General features: G+C 35.6%; 15 protein-coding genes, 2 pseudogenes and 2 riboswitches. Of the genes and pseudogenes, 4 read left to right on the top strand and 13 right to left on the bottom strand.

Features of this window, described 5'->3' with window-relative positions; all coding sequences use genetic code 11:
* Positions 1-36: 36 nt before the first annotated feature.
* From ACH0B5_RS13260 to recX, 3 genes are read right to left on the bottom strand one after another with little or no spacing between them, the layout of a single operon-like run.
* On the bottom strand, positions 37-306 hold the full coding sequence (locus ACH0B5_RS13260; RefSeq protein ID WP_122971971.1) for a YfhJ family protein: 270 nt from the start codon (positions 304-306) through the stop codon (positions 37-39).
* 7 nt (positions 307-313) lie between these two features.
* A complete protein-coding gene (locus tag ACH0B5_RS13255) occupies positions 314-643 on the bottom strand; it encodes a YfhH family protein (RefSeq protein WP_122971946.1) in 330 nt (109 codons plus the stop codon).
* Entirely contained in the window at positions 636-1445 is an 810-nt protein-coding gene (gene recX / locus ACH0B5_RS13250) for a recombination regulator RecX (protein ID WP_406927940.1), read from the bottom strand. Before recX ends, ACH0B5_RS13255 begins: the two co-directional genes overlap by 8 nt.
* A gap of 156 nt (positions 1446-1601) precedes the next feature.
* On the opposite strand from recX, the gene pdaA reads away from it, so the two are divergent.
* Positions 1602-2393: a delta-lactam-biosynthetic de-N-acetylase gene (gene pdaA / locus ACH0B5_RS13245; protein ID WP_122971944.1), complete on the top strand. Its 792-nt coding sequence runs from the start codon at positions 1602-1604 to the stop codon at positions 2391-2393.
* A 68-nt stretch (positions 2394-2461) separates the two neighbouring features.
* Here the strand turns inward: pdaA and ribH are convergent, their stop codons facing one another.
* The 3 genes and pseudogenes from ribH to ribE form a co-directional block, all read right to left on the bottom strand.
* Positions 2462-2929, bottom strand: coding sequence for a 6,7-dimethyl-8-ribityllumazine synthase (ribH, locus tag ACH0B5_RS13240; RefSeq protein WP_122971943.1), 468 nt, complete (start codon positions 2927-2929; stop codon positions 2462-2464).
* Positions 2930-2992: 63 nt separating this feature from the next.
* Positions 2993-3583 (bottom strand): annotated as a pseudogene (gene ribB, locus ACH0B5_RS13235) (3,4-dihydroxy-2-butanone-4-phosphate synthase); the annotation flags it as partial.
* A gap of 23 nt (positions 3584-3606) precedes the next feature.
* Positions 3607-4245 (bottom strand): riboflavin synthase, encoded by a 639-nt coding sequence (gene ribE, locus ACH0B5_RS13230; protein ID WP_406927939.1) that lies wholly within the window; start codon positions 4243-4245, stop codon positions 3607-3609.
* A 121-nt stretch (positions 4246-4366) separates the two neighbouring features.
* Positions 4367-4500: riboswitch (FMN riboswitch) on the bottom strand.
* A gap of 143 nt (positions 4501-4643) precedes the next feature.
* Positions 4644-4777: riboswitch (FMN riboswitch) on the bottom strand.
* Positions 4778-4971: 194 nt separating this feature from the next.
* On the opposite strand from ribE, the gene rlmD reads away from it, so the two are divergent.
* Entirely contained in the window at positions 4972-6330 is a 1359-nt protein-coding gene (gene rlmD / locus ACH0B5_RS13225) for a 23S rRNA (uracil(1939)-C(5))-methyltransferase RlmD (RefSeq protein ID WP_406927951.1), read from the top strand.
* Positions 6331-6343: 13 nt separating this feature from the next.
* Here the strand turns inward: rlmD and ACH0B5_RS18095 are convergent.
* From ACH0B5_RS18095 to ACH0B5_RS13200, 6 genes and pseudogenes are all read right to left on the bottom strand, one after another.
* A pseudogene (locus ACH0B5_RS18095) lies at positions 6344-6406 on the bottom strand (IS200/IS605 family transposase); the annotation flags it as partial.
* A gap of 197 nt (positions 6407-6603) precedes the next feature.
* A complete protein-coding gene (locus ACH0B5_RS13220; protein ID WP_122971940.1) occupies positions 6604-7395 on the bottom strand; it encodes a CPBP family intramembrane glutamic endopeptidase in 792 nt (263 codons plus the stop codon).
* Positions 7396-7406: 11 nt separating this feature from the next.
* Positions 7407-8507, bottom strand: coding sequence for a DUF1648 domain-containing protein (locus tag ACH0B5_RS13215; RefSeq protein ID WP_341362650.1), 1101 nt, complete (start codon positions 8505-8507; stop codon positions 7407-7409).
* 13 nt (positions 8508-8520) lie between these two features.
* Complete coding sequence (locus ACH0B5_RS13210; protein ID WP_122971938.1) at positions 8521-8898, bottom strand: GntR family transcriptional regulator; 378 nt, start codon at positions 8896-8898, stop codon at positions 8521-8523.
* Between the two features lie 203 nt (positions 8899-9101).
* Positions 9102-10592: a glycerol kinase GlpK gene (glpK, locus tag ACH0B5_RS13205; RefSeq protein WP_122971937.1), complete on the bottom strand. Its 1491-nt coding sequence runs from the start codon at positions 10590-10592 to the stop codon at positions 9102-9104.
* Between the two features lie 48 nt (positions 10593-10640).
* Positions 10641-11453, bottom strand: coding sequence for an MIP/aquaporin family protein (locus tag ACH0B5_RS13200; RefSeq protein ID WP_122971936.1), 813 nt, complete (start codon positions 11451-11453; stop codon positions 10641-10643).
* Between the two features lie 447 nt (positions 11454-11900).
* On the opposite strand from ACH0B5_RS13200, the gene ACH0B5_RS13195 reads away from it, so the two are divergent.
* Together ACH0B5_RS13195 and nspC are read left to right on the top strand one after the other, a co-directional pair.
* Complete coding sequence (locus ACH0B5_RS13195; protein ID WP_406927938.1) at positions 11901-13127, top strand: saccharopine dehydrogenase family protein; 1227 nt, start codon at positions 11901-11903, stop codon at positions 13125-13127.
* A complete protein-coding gene (gene nspC, locus ACH0B5_RS13190; protein WP_406927937.1) occupies positions 13128-14267 on the top strand; it encodes a carboxynorspermidine decarboxylase in 1140 nt (379 codons plus the stop codon).
* Positions 14268-14388: 121 nt separating this feature from the next.
* Here the strand turns inward: nspC and ACH0B5_RS13185 are convergent, their stop codons facing one another.
* The gene (locus ACH0B5_RS13185) at positions 14389-15567 is read right to left on the bottom strand and encodes an MFS transporter (protein WP_122971933.1); all 1179 of its coding nucleotides are present in this window, start codon (positions 15565-15567) and stop codon (positions 14389-14391) included.
* Positions 15568-15743 lie beyond the last annotated feature (176 nt).

Raw genomic sequence — 15743 nt, 5'->3', positions numbered from 1 at the left:
GAGTTGTCCCACCTATTAGGACAACTCCTCTATTATTTAATGAAGATTTTCATCACTTTCATCTAATAGATGGGCATACTTTGGATTTCTACCCGCAAACTCATGAATTTTATCTCCGTAACTTTCAATCCATTGTTGGACTATCTTTTCTGTATATTCCATTCCACGGTAATCATATCCCGCTTTTGCATAAGTCGATTCAAAATCAGACCAGAGTAGTTCAATCCATGTTTTTGCTTTATTAACGGATAAATTAGGATTTTTACTTACTAAAATTTGTGTTAATTTATCTATTGATTGATTCACATTCATATTACTTCCCTACTTTCATTGGTAAAAGAATAGAAATCGGCAATGCTTCTTCATAACGATCTCCACCTAAACGATAACCCCAAGCAAATCGTCCTTTTAAATATTCTACTTTAAAAAATTCTCCTGGAGCACCGTCTATACGATACATTTCTCCTGGTACAATTGTTTTCGGGTCAATTAAATAAGCAGCAGCCATCGTTGCTTTTCGCTCATATACAGCATACTCATTTACAATCCCAAGCTGTTCAGCTTTTCTAGCCTTTTCCTTTAAGTTGGCAATTTCTTCTCTTAATTCTTGTTCCGTCATTTCCGCATAATTTTTTTCAGCCATTTGCTTCCTGCTCCTTTTCATCTAAATAACGATCGATTACTTCTATTGGAAAACCTTTCTGGTATAAGGCTTGTTTTGTTTTCATTCGCAATTCATTACCTGTTAACTTGGCAGCATACTTTTTCCACAGTTTATCCCCTTGTAGTTCAATCAAATGTTGCCAATCATCATCTTCTCTCTCTAAACGAATTTGGTCAAGTATTTCGTATACAACTGAAAAGGAATAACCTTTCCGCATTAAAAGATCTTGCACCTTTTGTTTTATTTGCATCGGTGTCTTTTTACTATTTGCCCGCACTGTTTTTTCTGCCAGCTCCATCGCAATATTCACTTGTTCTTCATAAGTAAAAGATTCAAGTACTTTGCTTTGAGTATCTTTATCGATTCCCTTTTTCATCAAATCTTGTTTAATCGCTCTCGGCCCTTTTTTGGCTGTTTTCTTTTTTGTTTCTAATAAAGCTTTCGAATAAGTTTCATCATTTAAAAAACCAAGTTTCTCCAACTTCCGAATGGCCTCTAACACGACAGCTTCTCCAAAGCCTGCATCTAACAATTTCTTTTTCACTTCAAATTCACTGCGCATTTGATAACTTAAAAAATTTAAGCCACGATTAAACGCTTTTGCGATTTCATCTTCATATGTAATTTCATCGATATCAAATTGTTCGAGTATTTTTCCCTTTGTTAAACCAAACTTAATAAGGGTCGATTCATCAACAGCAAAGGCATAACTTTCATTTAAATAAATATTATATCGTTCTGGATTGTTTTTCTGTCTGCTTATTTTCGATATGACTTGCATACAAACACTCCTTCTAAGCATTAGTATACATTTTTTTTAAGTTCGTTTCATTGCCGTTCATTTGTTAAATCATTTCCTTCTAGGATAAGCGAATATTCATTGGCATAAAGGAACAGTTTTCGCACAATATAAGCAAAAAGGAGGCTAAAATTTTTTATGTGGAAACATCCCATTTTTCGTTTAACATTATGGGCAATCGCATTTTTCTTTGCCTTTAGTTTTATTAAACCAGATATTGCTAACGCAAACTCCTATCACTGGGGCTTTAGTAAATCAAAAGATGGAAAGCCGGCAGATGCGGGGGCAAAATTTGAAAGCATGTTAAAAGAGTATGGCGCATTTTATCGAGGAGACCCAAACAAAAAGGTTATTTATTTAACCTTTGATAACGGCTTTGAAAACGGATATACAGAAAGTATTTTGGATACTTTAAAGGAAGAAAATGTTCCAGCAACCTTTTTCTTAACGGGGCACTATTTAACAAGTGCAACGGATTTAGTAAAAAGAATGATTAAAGAAGGTCATATTATCGGGAATCATTCCTATGGACACCCAGATATGTCTAAGTTATCCGACGAAGAACTTGTAAAAGAATGGAAAAAATTCGATTCAAAATTAAATGAAGTTGCCGGAATTAAACGTACCCATTATGTACGTCCACCAAAAGGTATATTTAACGAAAGAGTTTTAGAAGTTGGAAATAAACACGGTTATACCCACATGTTCTGGGATACAGCATTTGTAGACTGGCATGCTGATTCCAATGTAGGGTGGGAATATGCTTACGATGAACTAATGAACCAATTGCACCCAGGCGCATTAATTTTATTGCATACTGTGGCAAAACATAATGCCGATGCCCTTCCGAAATTTATAAAAGAAGCGAAAAAACAAGGGTATACTTTTGGTTCCCTTGACGATTTAGTCATGGAATCCGTATTAGAATAATAAAAAGTGCCAACACGAAAAGTAGGCGTGTTGGCACTTATTTTGTTAAAAGCATTGATTTCTATTCATTATTTAAACATTTTTTTCAAGTTGGCCATTTCAATGGCAGAAACAGCAGAATCATAACCTTTGTTGCCCGCTTTTGTACCTGCACGTTCAATTGCTTGTTCGATGTTTTCTGTTGTTACGATCCCGAAAATTACTGGCACATTTGAATTTAATGAAACGCTAGCAATTCCTTTTGCTGCTTCGTTATTAACATAATCATAATGAGTTGTTGCTCCACGTATTACTGTACCTAACCCAATTACCGCATCATAGTTACCTGTTTCAACCATTTGTTTAGCGATAAATGGTACTTCAAACGCTCCTGGTACCCATGCTACATCAATATTTTCTTCATCTACTCCATGTCTTCTTAAACCATCAAGGGCACCATCTAATAATTTTGTTGTAATAAACTCGTTAAAACGTCCTACAACAATCCCTATTTTTAAATCTGTTCCTATTAATTGTGCTTCAAATCGTTTTCCCATTGTTCTATTCTCCTCGTCATAAAATTATTGTCTTAAAATGTGTTATCCAATTTTTTGTTTTGAACGAAATCGAACTAAATCTTCAATCGTAATAATTTTTAATCGATGCATTGTTGCAAAATCCTTCAAGCCGTCAAGGCGTAACATCATTCCATCATCAGCCATGATTTCACAAATAACACCTGCCGGAACGCTGCCACAAGCTCTTGCCAAATCAATAGCTGCTTCAGTATGTCCTCTTCTTTCGAGCACTCCGTTTCTTTTTGCGATTAACGGAAATACGTGACCCGGACGTCTGAAATGGGCTGGCTTAGCATTTTCTTTAATCATTTGTAAAATCGTAAAGGATCGCTCATACGCACTGATTCCAGTTGTCGTTTCCATATGATCGATACTTACTGTAAAAGCTGTTTGATGATTATCCGTATTATGTTCAACCATCGGAAATAATTCTAGTTTATTGGCCAGTTCTTCCGTAATCGGTGTACAAATTAAACCTCGACCAAATGTCGCCATAAAATTAATATTTTCCGGTGTGGCAAATTCAGCTAGAATGACTAAATCTCCTTCGTTTTCACGATTTTCATCGTCCACAACAATAATCGGCTTTCCTTTTTTTAAGTCTTCTAAAGCTTCTTCTATTGTATTGATCATTTTCTCCACCACCGTTTTTATAGTTAAAATCCGTTTTGTTTTAAAAATTCCATTGATATATTTGACGTATTATCCGTTTTTCTTAAATGATGTAAAACGTATTTCCCTAACATATCTGTTTCGATATTTACTTTATCTCCTACACTTTTCATGCCTAAAATCGTTTCTGCATACGTGTGAGGAATAAGGGATACTGTAACAGTATTACTGGATACTTGAAATAGCGTTAAGCTTGTCCCATCAATTGTAATAGAACCTTTAGGTATACAATTTTCAATAAGTTCTCTAGGTATTTCAATTTCAATGTAAACTGCGTTTGAAACCGGTCTTTTACTTCTAATCGTTCCTACACCATCTACATGTCCTGAAACAATATGACCACCAAATCGGCCATTGGCACTCATTGCCCGTTCTAGATTGACCATATCTCCTAATTTTAACGTATGAATCGTTGTTGCCTTTACTGTTTCTGGCATGACATCTACAGTCATTTCTTCACTAGTTAAGTGGGTAATCGTCAGACATACACCATTAACCGCAATGCTATCACCCAATTTAGCATCAGACACAATTTTGGGTGTAACAATGGTCAATTGACTACTGTCGATATCTTTTTTAATCCCAACTACTTTTCCCGTATCTTCAATTATGCCTGTAAACAATCTACTCACCTCTTTCTAAAAATAAAAAAACCCCTTAGAAAATGTCCTAAGGAGTTGGGAGTATTTAAAAATGGCGTAACGAAATAAACCTTTTGAAATTAATTTTCAAAAAGTGCCAAAATTCATCCTTCTCCCATCCAGACTATACTGTCGGCTTTGGACTCGCACCAAATCCTGCTCTTAACAAGCTCACGGGCTTAGAAGTTTCGCTTCATCACCGTCGATTGGGAATTTCACCCGACCCCGAAGGATGCTTAAGATATATCTTAAGCTTAACCGTATTCAATTTTAAACTATTAAATAAAAAATCCCGTTCAGAAATGAATCGGGATTGAAAAAGAAAAAATACTATAGCAAATAAACCATTAAAAATAACAATTTTAATGGTACATCTATAATAGTTCCTTCTCCCATCCAGACTATACTGTCGGCTTTGGATTCGCACCAAATCCTGCTTATAACAAGCTCACGGGCTTAGAAGTTTCACTTCATCACCGTCGATTGGGAATTTCACCCGACCCCGAAGGAATAATTTATTTAATTGAAATAAGAATAACACGATTTCAAAATAATTGCTAATAACTTATTTTAAAATAACACTAAACGTATCTCTATAGATTTTTACTTAAAGGAAGAATTTATTCATTTGCTTTCAAATAGTGCTTCGATATAATGGTTAAATGAACAAAATAAAGGACGTGAACGCTTTTGGGCGAAAATGTAGTAATGGAAATTGGTCAAAAATTTCCTTTAACGATTAAAAGATTAGGTATTAATGGTGAAGGGGTCGGCTTTTATAAACGAAATGTAGTATTCGTAAAAGGTGCATTACCTGGAGAAGAAGTAACTGTAAAAGTTTCAAAAGTACAGCGAAATTTTGCTGAAGCGGAAATTTTAAACATCCGTAAAGTATCGAAAGACCGCCAAGAGCCAAGCTGCCCTGTTTACAATGAATGTGGAGGATGTCAGCTGCAACATTTAACATATAGCGGGCAACTTAAAGAAAAACGGGATATGGTCATACAAGCATTAGAAAAGTACGTTAAATCAATTGCTGAAACGACGGATATCCGCCCTACCCTTGGGATGGACACCCCTTGGCATTATCGAAATAAAAGTTCCTTCCAAGTAAGAAAAGAAGGGAAACGGGTTTATGCAGGTTTATATATTGAAGGGACAAATAAATTATTAAATATTAATGATTGTGCTGTTCAACATCCCCTAACGTCTAAAATCACTGTAGGGACTCGAAAAATATTACAAAAGCTAAATATCTCCATTTACGATGGGAAATCGTTGGACGGATTAGTTCGCACAATTGTCGTTCGCACAGCTGTTCAAACAGGCGAAACCCAAGTTTGTTTAGTGACGACACGAAAAGATATACCTCATAAGAAAGAGTTAATCGAGCGCATATTAAAAATCGATCCGAGTATCGTTTCGATTACCCAAAATATAAATCGAGAAAAAACTTCCCTTATTTTTGGAGATGAAACGATTAGTTTATATGGTAAAGAAACGATTCATGAAAATTTAGGAGAACTTGCCTTCGACTTATCGTCCCGCGCTTTCTTTCAACTTAATCCTGAGCAGACGGTTCATTTATATGATGAAATTAAAAAAGCTGCCCAGTTAACTGGAAAGGAAAAAGTAGTAGATGCTTATTGTGGGGTTGGGATAATTGGGTTATGGCTAGCACCTAAAGCAAAGGAAGTCCGCGGTATGGATGTTGTTCCTGAAAGTATTGTTGATGCTAAGAAAAATGCAAGAAATCACGGATATAAACATGTTCGCTATTATACAGGTACAGCAGAGGAATGGTTGGCAAAATGGAAACGGGATGGATTTATCCCTGACGTAATTACTGTCGATCCACCCCGGACTGGTCTTGCACCAAGCTTCATCAAAACCGTATTGAAAATTAAACCGAAACGATTTGTCTATACTTCTTGTAATCCGTCCACCTTTGCTAAAGACTTACAGGAATTAACGAAGTTTTATAACGTGGACTACATTCAACCAGTAGATATGTTTCCTCAAACGGCAAGGGTTGAAATCGTAGCGAAATTAACATTGAAAAAGTAATAATAATAATAATAATAAAAACTATGTGATACTTCCAATTCCATCTTGTGTGTGATAGACTATTGTCGCTCGACATTGAGTAAAACTCTTCTCGATTTGAATTTGGTTTGACGGCTATTTTCATTATATCAATAGGAGTTTTTATTTCCATTTCTAATACCACTCTAAAAGTATATTTTCACACGTGCAGAGCACGTGGTTTTAAAAGAATTAATTAAAAAAGAGGTGACCTAGTCATCTCTTTTTCCTATTTAAAGACAGTTCATGCAACTATCATGACAATAGTGGAATAAACAACAGCTGTAATGCAATGTGTGTAAACATATGGGCTAACACTGCATACTCGAATCCCTTTTTCCAATAAAGATACCCGAAGAATATACCGCCAATGCCATTTAGCAAGAAACATCTTATAATTAATTCTACTGTTAAATCCCCAAATACCATAACCGTTGCAGGTAAATGGCCAGCTGCAAATAATAATGAAGCAATTACAATAGCAATCCAAAAGAAAGAATTTGATAAGCTTTGCTGATTGCGTCTAAAGAGTTTCATCATAAGCCATACTAATAAGCTCATGAAGAACAACCTTAGCATAATTTCTTCGAACACCCCGCCATAGAAAATTCCCGCAAGTAAACCTATCACTGAAGTTTCAGCTTGCCCTTTACCAATAGCTTCAATATTATGTTGAAAATAAAATTGATCTGCCCCAACTAAAACAAAGGCTGTAATTACGCCAAAGCCCACTGCCATTAAAGTACTTTTCAAATCTATCTTCGTTTTTTCTTTACTGAAATACGAATCGAAAATATTTAACTTAAATCCTACTTTCCTCGCTAGTTTTATCCCGATAAAAGATAAAACAAATGAAAAAATAGCAATTTGCAACGAACTTATCATCGATAAAATATAAATAGGGATTGGGATTGTTTTAATTAACGAATCGTATTGATCCGAAGAAGTATTTTGCAACATTTCTAACTGGTATGGTACTAAAAAGAACCCACCAATTAAGCAGATAAATGCTAATATTAATGAAATTTTTAAATCTACTTTTTTCAAGAAACGGCACCTCACCCTCCCATAACGAAAGAAATGATAATAATAATGATTAACGGTACAAAAACAATTAAGTAACCCACTGGATTAGCAAAGTTGATAGTCCATCCTACTCCAAAACGTTTCTCTACAAAAATGGATGGATCATTTTTATTGAAATAAAACATACCGCCTTTCCAATATTGATCTTCATCTACTTCCATAATCTTCTCATCAATTGTTCCTTCTATCTTCTTATCAGAGCGACCTACTTTTAATGCAAAAATAAGTGAGCCAGCTAATACAATAAATAAGAAAGCAAAAGGTAAAATTATTTTTATACTACCTACTGCAAATTCAGGATGAATCATTGTTAGTTGATAAAAACTCATTAATATAGTGCAAGCTAACATGACGAAGAACAGAAACCAGCTTGAATATTTTCTTAAAGTTAATTGACGATTTTTAGATGCAGCTAAATTGGATGCACTTAACTTAATACCAGAATTTTTCGTCGCGACATGAACACCTAAGAACATTAATTGCATAATTAATAATAGTAATGTGTGTTGTATTGCTGAGAGAGGCGATTTTTCTGTAAAAGCGTCCGGTTCCCCACTTGGTCCCCAATGGGTCGGTATTTGTTGCGGTAAAATATCATAGTTAAAAATTGTATAACTCATTAAACCTAACGTCGTAATGATGGGTAATAAATAGATATACCACGGTAACATTTCATCTTCTTTTCGCACGGATAAGTCCGTTACTTTCACTTGTTTTAAATGTTCTACCCATTTATGTTGAATTTTTAATTGTTTCGTTTTCCCATGATAGTAAATATATAAAGATAAACTAATGAGAAGAATTCCAAATTCCATTAACATACCGATAATCGCCATTTGTTCTTCCTGTGGTTCAGTAGTTAATGACCAAACTGAATAACCTGTTAGTAACACAATGGATATAAGGGCAACTGCAATAGCATATTGCTTTTTCAACTTTTTAATTGCCCCATCGTTCATATATTGTTCAGGTATTGTCACACCAAAAATAACCGTCTTTTTAACTAAATACGGAATAACGATTTGAGTGACAGCTATAAATAAAGTAATGATAAGAAAAACTAAAAACGCCATGTTATTTCCTCCTTTACCTTTCCTTCATTTCTTCCATAATAGAAAAAATCATATTTTGAATTTCCTCTTTTTTTACTCCTAGCACGAGTGCTTCAGCAATAATAGGTTTTATTACGGAAAGAATTCTTTCGTTCGTTTCATTAGTGACATGTTCACCTGGCGAAATAATCGCACCGGATTTAGGGACAATTTTAATAATCCCTTTCTTTTCTAGCTCATGGTAACTTTTGTTTACCGTATGCATATTAACGCCTAAGTCTGCTGCAAACGCTCGTACGGATGGTAACGATTCACCATATTGAATGTCCCCTCGGGCAATCCCTTCGATTATTTGATTGGTTAATTGTGTATAAATTGGGACATCTGAAGTTGTTTCTATTCGAATGATCACGAATTCCCCTCCAATCTGTTCTATATTTATTATAACAGAACTGTTCTATAATGTATAGAACAAAAAGCGAATTTAACAAAGTGAAAAAAGAGGAAGCATCTATGCCTCCTCCACTGGCCATAAAAAAGAGATCACAAAACACCACCTTTAAAGGTATGTTTAAGTGATCTCTAAATAATCTAGCTTAATTTCTAAAACGAGAATTATTTATATGTTCGCGTACTTGCAACAGCTCTTTCCCAACCGTCGACCAATTCTTTTCTTTTCGCTTCGTCCATTTTCGGCTCATAAGATTGGTCAATTGCCCATTGGGATGCAATTTCTTCTTGACTTTCCCAAAAGCCAACCGCTAATCCAGCCAAATAGGCTGCTCCTAGCGCCGTTGTTTCATTTACCTTTGGCACTTCTACTGGAACATTTAAAATATCGCTTTGGAACTCCATTAAGAAACTATTCTTAACAGCTCCTCCGTCGGCACGTAATGTTTTCAATGAAATTCCTGAATCCTTTTCCATCGCATCGAGAACAGCCTTCGTTTGATATGCTAATGATTCCACTGTAGCACGAACGAAATGATCCTTTGTTGTTCCGCGCGTTAAACCAAATATTGCTCCCCTTGCTTCACTGTCCCAATAAGGCGTTCCTAATCCAACAAAGGCAGGAACAACATAAACTCCGTCCGTTGAATCAACTCTTCTACAATATTGCTCACTGTCAGCAGCATTATTAAACATACGTAAACCGTCACGTAACCATTGAATAGCAGATCCGGCTACAAAAATACTTCCTTCTAGCGCATATTCTACTTTGCCATTTAATCCCCATGCTAACGTTGTTAATAAGCCATGGACAGATTTAACTGGTTTCTCACCAGTATTCATGAGCATGAAGCAGCCTGTTCCGTAAGTGTTTTTTGCCATCCCCTTTTCAAAACATGCCTGGCCGAACAATGCTGCTTGCTGGTCTCCAGCCACCCCAGCAATTGGTACTTCCTGACCGAAGAAATGCTCTTTATCGGTAGTCGCATACACTGTTGATGAAGGACAAACTTCAGGCAACATAGATGTTGGAATATCAAGAATCGATAATAATTCCTCATCCCATTTTAATTCGTAAATATTATACATAAGTGTTCGGGATGCGTTGGAATAATCCGTCACATGGGCTTTACCGCCAGACAGTTTCCAAATTAACCAAGTATCGATTGTACCGAATAATAACTTTCCTTCATTAGCAAGTTCCCTTGCACCATCCACATTGTCTAAAATCCATTTCACTTTCGTTCCTGAGAAATAAGCATCGATTAATAATCCCGTTTTGGAACGGAAAAGTTCGTTATATCCATTGCTTTTCAATTCCTCACAAATATCGTTTGTTTGACGTGACTGCCAAACAATTGCATTGTAAATCGGATTTCCTGTTTCTTTATTCCAAACAACCGTTGTTTCCCGTTGATTTGTTATCCCTATCGCTGCTACCATTTCAGGAGAAACGTCTGCTTCTGATAAGCAAGAAGCAATGACAGCTAAAACCGAACCTAAAATTTCGTTGGCATTATGCTCAACCCACCCTGGATTTGGAAAGTGTTGAGTAAATTCTTTTTGAGCGCTATGGACAATTTCTCCTTGCTTATTAAAAAGAATTGCTCTTGAACTAGTTGTTCCTTGATCGATTGACAAAATATATTTTCCCATTTTCCTGTTCCCACCTATCTATAGTTCATTTTTAACTTCGTTTGTCTTTTAAAGCATTTCATTACTTGTTAAATTTCTTGGACTCATAAAATAAGCAATACCTAAAACAAGTACTGTCACAACTAATACAATCCAAAATTCAGTCGTCATCGTATTATTAAATACAGCTTTATGGAATAATGCACCTAGAGAGCCACCAAGCAGTGGACCAACAACTGGTATCCAAGAATATTTCCAATTTGAAGACCCTTTGCCAGCAATCGGAAGAACTGCATGGGCGATACGTGGGCCTAAATCCCGGGCAGGATTAATAGCGTAACCTGTAGTACCTCCAAAGGCCATACCGATGGCAACAATTAGAAGCCCTACAGCAATTGGATTTAACCCTTCTGTAAATTGCCCCGCTCCGATAAATTGCAGACCTAATAGCAATACAAATGTCCCAATAATTTCACTTAACAAATTGGAAAACGTATGAGGTATAGCCGGTCCAGTAGAAAATACGCCTAGTTTTGCACCTGGATCCTTCGTTTCCTTCCAATGAGGTAAATATTGAAGGAAAATAATACATGCTCCTAAAAATGCTCCGATTAATTGTCCAAGAATATATAGTGGAACATCATTCCAAGCAAAATCACCCGTCCATGCTAAACCTACTGTTACTGCCGGATTCAAATGGGCACCACTAATACTTCCGACGGCATAAACCCCTAATGTTACACCTAGCCCCCAAGCAATCGAAATGACTACCCAGCCGGCATCTTTTGCATAGGACTTCGTTAGATTAGCGCCCGCGCAAACACCTGCTCCAAACAAAATTAAAATCATCGTCCCTAAAACTTCTCCCCAAAACGGTGACATCTTCAACATCTCCTTTGTTTTAAAATAATAAGGAAACACCTTTTATTATTTAAAGGTATAAGGGCAATAAGTGTTTCCCTTTTGTACTCCAAACTAAAAAAATGAATGGAAACGCTATCATTTTTACTCATAATTACGCTTAGACAAATTTATTTATTCGTTGTCGTAACAAATAAATTTTGAAGGATTGTCCAATCTTTATTGCTCAAACGAACTATTATATTTGAAAGAATATGAGTAAAATTCTTTAAAAACTTGACTCTATTATACAATAAATAGTTTCATCTTTAGGATAATATTCTTCAAAACTAGTTAAAATTCTCCAATATCCTTTATCTTTCTACAATGAAATAAACAACTGAAACCTAATTTTATTTGATACCCTCAACATTATTGTGTATAATCGTTTTGTTTTAAAAAAATAAAATATTTGGGGGTTATAAAGAATTGGGTAAAGCATTGATTATTGGAGCTGGCGGTGTAGCTAGCGTAGTCGTACACAAATGTGTACAAAATTCAGAAGTGTTCGAGGAGATTATGATCGCTAGTCGAACTAAGTCAAAATGCGACGCTTTAAAGGAAAAATTAGACGGCGGTAAAACAATTATCCACACTGCACAAGTTAATGCGGATAATGTTAACGAACTTGTTGAATTAATCAATGGATTTAAACCAGATGTGGTAATTAACGTTGCTTTACCATATCAAGACTTAACAATTATGGATGCATGTTTAGAGACAGGTGTGCACTATGTTGATACTGCAAACTATGAGCCACCTGAAACAGCTAAATTTGAATATAAATGGCAATGGGCTTACAAAGAAAAATTCGAAAAAGCTGGTCTTACAGCTTTATTAGGTAGTGGATTCGATCCAGGTGTAACTGGCGTATTCTCTGCTTACGCTCTAAAACATCACTTCGATGAAATTCATTACATCGATATTTTAGATGCGAATGCTGGTGACCACGGGTATCCTTTCGCAACAAACTTCAACCCAGAAATCAACATTCGCGAAATTACTGCGAACGGTCGTTACTGGAAAGAAGGCAAATGGGTAGAAACTGAACCTTTAGAGTTTAAAGAAGTTTATAACTTCCCTGAAATTGGACCTAAAGATATGTACCTTCTATACCATGAAGAATTAGAATCTTTAGCAAAAAATATTAAAGGCATTAAACAAATTCGTTTCTGGATGACATTCTCTGAAAAATATTTAACTCACTTACGAGTTTTAGAAAACGTAGGAATGACATCTATTGAACCAATCGAATTTGAAGGTCAAATGATTCAACCACTTCAATTCTTAAAAGCTGTTTTACCAGATCCAGCATCCCTTGGACCTCGTACAAAAGGTAAAACAAATATCGGTTGTATCTTCCGTGGAATAAAAGATGGTAAAGAAAAAACTTACTATGTATATAACGTTTGTGACCACGAAGAATGTTACCGTGAAGTAGGTAGTCAAGCTATCTCTTACACAACAGGTGTACCTGCAATGATTGGTGCAATGTTAGTGATGAATGGCGAATGGCAAAAACCAGGTGTATGGAACGTGGAAGAATTCAATCCAGATCCATTCATGGAAGCTTTAAATAAATGGGGCTTACCATGGCAAGAAAGCCATAACCCAGAATTAGTGGACCTTAGCCTTGATAAAGAAGAGGCGAAGTAAATGAAGACAATTGATTGGAATACAGCGCCGTCTCCAAGTTATGTTGTGGACGAGCGCCTGCTATTACGTAACTTAGAAATATTAAAATCTGTACAAGATCGTACAGGTTGTGATATTTTACTAGCACTAAAAGGGTTCTCCATGTTTTCTACTTTCCCAATGGTGCGTCAATATTTAAAAGGTATTACATCAAGTTCTTTATTTGAAGCCCGCCTAGGTTATGAAGAATTCGGAAAAGAAGTACATGCCTATGCACCAGCTTATGCAGAACATGAAATTGATGAATATTTAAAATATGTGGATCATATCGTGTTCAACTCCTTTGACCAATTAAACAAGTATAAAGAAAAAGTACAAAGTTTGGACAAGCACGTTTCGATCGGTTTACGTGTAAATCCTGGTTACTCTGAAGTTGAAACACCACTTTATGACCCATGTTATATCAATTCTCGTCTTGGAATACCTGTTGATTCATTCCGTCCAGATCAATTAGACGGCGTTGAAGGTATCCACTTCCACGCGATGTGTGAACAAGGTTCAGACGTATTGGAGCGTATTTTAGTACACTTCGAAGAAAAATACGGTGAATATTTACATCAAATGAAATGGATTAACTTCGGCGGTGGTCATCATATTACCCGAGAAGATTACGATATTGACAAACTTGTATCATTAATTAACTACATGCAAGAAAAATATGACGTGAAAGTTATTTTAGAACCAGGAGAAGCAATTGCTTTAAATACTGGTTACTTAGTAACGACTGTCCTAGATGTAGTGAAAAACGGAATGGAAATTGCCATTTTAGATACTTCTGCTACATGTCATATGCCAGACGTATTAGAAATGCCTTACCGTCCCCAAATTATTGGCGCGAGTACACCAAATGACAAACCGTATACTTACCGTCTAGGTGGTATGACATGTCTAGCTGGTGACGTAATTGGCGATTACTCATTTGACGAACCATTAAAAGCTGGTGACAAAATAGTATTTACCGATATGGCTCACTATACAATGGTGAAAAACCATATGTTCAATGGTGTAAACTTACCAAGCATTTGTTTATATAACGAAGATGAAGGCGTAAAAGTCGTACGTCAGTTTGGTTATGAAGACTACCGAAATAGATTATCTTAATAAGCACAAATAAGCTAACTCAGAATTATTGAGTTAGCTTATTTTTTTAAAGGAAAACTCTCCAAATCAAAAAGAATACATATCAGTTTGTTTCTGACATGTACCCTTCTCTACTTTCAATTTAATTTGCTACTTGTTTCATTTGTTTTCCAAAGATTAATACGATAAGAAACATAGCAAACAAAATAGCTGATATAAATAATAGGAAACTAAAGTTATGGATAAATTGTAGATATAATCCACCAACAGTTGGCCCTACTAAACTGCCGACACTAAAGAAAATACCGCATAATAAATTCCCCGTTGGCAATAGAGCTTTCGGCGTTAGTTCCGCCATGTATGTTATTCCTAGAGAGAACATAGATCCTAAGAACATACCAGCTAGTAAAAATACCGCCGCTATAACGAACTCAGAATGCTCAAACAAACTTCCAATTCCGAAAAATAAAGTCCCACCTAAAAAGGTAATTAATATAATTTTTCTTCGACCTATTTTATCGCCCAATATTCCTATTGGTACTTGAGTAAGTATACCACCTATTGAAAAGGCAGCTAATATTATTGATACCATAGAAACGTTAAATTCTTTTCTTAAAGCATAAACTGGGAATAGAGAATTTAAAGAAGTTTCTAATACGCCATATACGAAAGGCGGTAAAAATGCTATCCATGCATATTTGAATGATAATTTATATCGATGGAAACTTTTCACTTCCTTACTATCCCCTGTTAATGCTTCTGGTTTTTCATTGTGAACAAAGAAAACAAAAGACCAAGCAATTAAACAAAGTACAGATGACAAAATAAATGGGAACGTTTCAGATATTTTTATTAAGTTCACCATTAACGGTCCTACCGCAAATCCTACGCCAAAGGATAATCCATAAATGGACATCGTTTTTCCGATACTTTCAGCTGGTGATGTGCTTGTAAGCCATGTTTGAGTAGCAAAATGTAAACAATGGTCTCCGATACCGATTAACATTCGTAAAATAAACCAAAACATCACATTTTGCCATAAAGGAAAGAGAAATAAAGAAACAAAAACAACAGCTCCACCAATAATAATAATCGGTTTATAACCAAATTTACGTAGTGGCTTTTCGACAAATGGTGATATTAATAGCGTTCCTATGTATAGCCCTGTAGCATTTAAACCATTAAGAGCGGATGATACACCATCGCTTTCAAAAATAACCGAAATAAGTGGTAATAGCATACCTTGTGAGAAACCTGAAATTGATACAATTGCTACCAAAATCCAAAATCTACGTTGTACATACTTTTCAGTTGCTATCATAATTTTCCTCCAACTAAAACTACAAACTAAGAATATGTTACCATAGAAGGAAATAAATAGCCCCTACATTTTAGCTTATAAAAAAACCTTAGTGACATTGGGTACTGACCATCATTTTTGAGACAATAAGAAAACACCCTACTTTACAGTTAGTTGACGGTATTTAACCGGCGATT

It is taken from the genome of Ureibacillus sp. 179-F W5.1 NHS (genome assembly GCF_045369345.1).
In the GTDB taxonomy this organism is placed as follows: Bacteria; Bacillota; Bacilli; order Bacillales_A; family Planococcaceae; genus Ureibacillus; species Ureibacillus halotolerans.
This window is presented reverse-complemented; position numbering and strand designations above follow the sequence as displayed.